The organism is Corallococcus sp. 4LFB (assembly GCF_046520365.1).
GTDB lineage: Bacteria > Myxococcota > Myxococcia > Myxococcales > Myxococcaceae > Corallococcus > Corallococcus caeni.
Genome location: NZ_JBKGHJ010000900.1, coordinates 1 through 1,837, shown reverse-complemented (window position 1 = coordinate 1,837; position 1,837 = coordinate 1). Strand labels below are relative to the sequence as shown.

2 protein-coding genes and 2 pseudogenes are annotated in these 1,837 nt (G+C 73.3%); 1 reads left to right on the top strand and 3 read right to left on the bottom strand.

The genetic code is table 11. The features are described 5' to 3' along the window. Window positions 1-292 (top strand): annotated as a pseudogene (locus ACLEQD_RS42565) (hypothetical protein); the annotation flags it as partial. A gap of 35 nt (window positions 293-327) precedes the next feature. Here the strand turns inward: ACLEQD_RS42565 and ACLEQD_RS42560 are convergent. The 3 genes and pseudogenes from ACLEQD_RS42560 to ACLEQD_RS42550 all read right to left on the bottom strand — a co-directional run. Beyond that, a complete protein-coding gene (locus ACLEQD_RS42560; RefSeq protein WP_410391677.1) occupies window positions 328-900 on the bottom strand; it encodes a DUF4136 domain-containing protein in 573 nt (190 codons plus the stop codon). Between the two features lie 131 nt (window positions 901-1,031). After that, window positions 1,032-1,511 (bottom strand): hypothetical protein, encoded by a 480-nt coding sequence (locus ACLEQD_RS42555; protein WP_410391676.1) that lies wholly within the window; start codon window positions 1,509-1,511, stop codon window positions 1,032-1,034. Window positions 1,512-1,525: 14 nt separating this feature from the next. Next, a pseudogene (locus ACLEQD_RS42550) lies at window positions 1,526-1,837 on the bottom strand (hypothetical protein); the annotation flags it as partial.

Below are 1,837 nucleotides of genomic sequence, written 5' to 3'. Positions count from 1 at the left end.
CGAGCGCCGCGCGGTGCTGGACGCGGTGCACGGCGAGCGCCTGGGCCTCCAGGCGTTCGTCACCGGCGAGCGGCAGGCGGTGCTCGCGGACGTGGGGCGTGAGCGGCAGGCGGTGGTGCACGCGCTGCACGCCGAGCGCGTGGCCGCGCTCCAGCAACTGGACGGACTGGCGCGCGGCTGGGTGGACCACGCGTTCGACCGGCTGGGCCCGCTGGTGGACCGCGTGTTCCTCTGGCTCGCGCTGCTGCTGGGCTGCTGGGCGTGGGCGGCGTGCTGGGCGGGCTGCTGCTGACGCGGGCGTGGCGGCGCGCGCGCTGAAGAAGGCGCCTACGACTTCTCCGGCTTGGGCGGGAACTTCTCCAGCATCTTCTCCACGCCCTTGTTGATCCTGTCGCCGTTGCCCTGGACGCTCGGGCTGTCGCCCAGGTTCGTCTGGGCCGTGCCGCGCCAGACGAGCCGCTTCTCCCTCGCGTCCACCACGTCCAGGATGAGCGTGCCCACGTCGTACTGGCGCACGTACGTCTCCGAGGGCCCGTAGTACGAACCCCAGAACGGATCCCACGGGTAGCCCCAGTAGCTGTCCACCGTCTCCGCGGCCAGCCGCGTGTCGATGGCGCCCTGCCAGCCGATGAGGAAGTCCGGGTTCGCGCTCGCGTCCACCTTCTGGTAGCCGCGGGCCTGGAGGTCGCGATCCACGGCCTGCGTCACCCGGGCCTCGGTGATGTCGTTGTTGATGCGCGTGTCCGTCGTCCGCTGGGGCTGCGACAGCCACGCATAGGTGCGGAACGCGTTGATGCGCTGGACCGCGGCGGGGTCGTAGTTGGTGCCGACGTCGACGCCCGCGCAGGACGCGAGCCCCAGGCCCACGAGCACGGGAAGGACACGGGACAGCAGACGCATGGCGGCCTCCAGGAGGATGGACGGGCCCCCCGGGGAGGGACACGGTCGATGCCATGACGTTGGGGATGGCCCCCGGGGATGACTCCCCCCCGTGCCCGCCTGTCCGCCTCCGACTTCCGGGAGGGGCGGCCTCAGTCGCCGCGCGGTTCCTTCAGTCTCCTGGCCTTCATCCCCTTCGCGCCCTCGTAGCGGGCCATGGCCATGGCCAGCTTCGCGCGCTTCCGCGGGGACAGGTCCTTGGCGAGCGCCTGGTACAGCTCCCGGTCCAGCGCGGCGATCTGCGCCCGGGCGTCGAAGACCTTCTGCGCCGCCGCGTCCACCTGCGACAGGGCCTCGCTGTCGCCGCGCGCCGCCTGGTGGAGGATGCGCGCCGAGTCCCGCACCTGCTCGCGCAGCGGGCGCCGGCGGTCCTCGAAGCGGCGCAGCGTCTCATCCACCTTCAGGGCCTGCGCGCTGTCCAGCTCCAGCGTGTCCGCCAGCTCCAGCACCTGCCGCAGCCGCTGCCGCTGTTCGGCCCGGGCCATGCGGTCGGGGTCACGCGCGCCAGGCTGCCGCGGCATGGGCTGCGCCAGCGCCATCACCGGCAGCGCGAACACGAGCGCCAGGGTCATCCGCCTCATCGTCTTCACAGTGTCTCTCCCAGGTCGAAGTCCCCATCCAGGTCGGCGTCGTCGCCCTCCCACGTCAGGTCCTCGTCCACGCTGTACCCCGAGCCGGTGTCCTCCAGCGGCTCCAACCCGGCCCACGCCTCGAAGGCGGCCAGCGTCTCCGCGTCCACGTCGTCGCGGGCGCTCGCTGACGGCACGGCGGTCGGCGGCGCGCCGGGTGGGGGTGCCTTGAGCCGCTCCAGCGCGGACGGCCCCAGCATCAGCGCCACCACCGCCGCACCGCCGCGAGCGAACCCAGCCCCCGGCGGCCCATGCCCCGGCGCGACTGC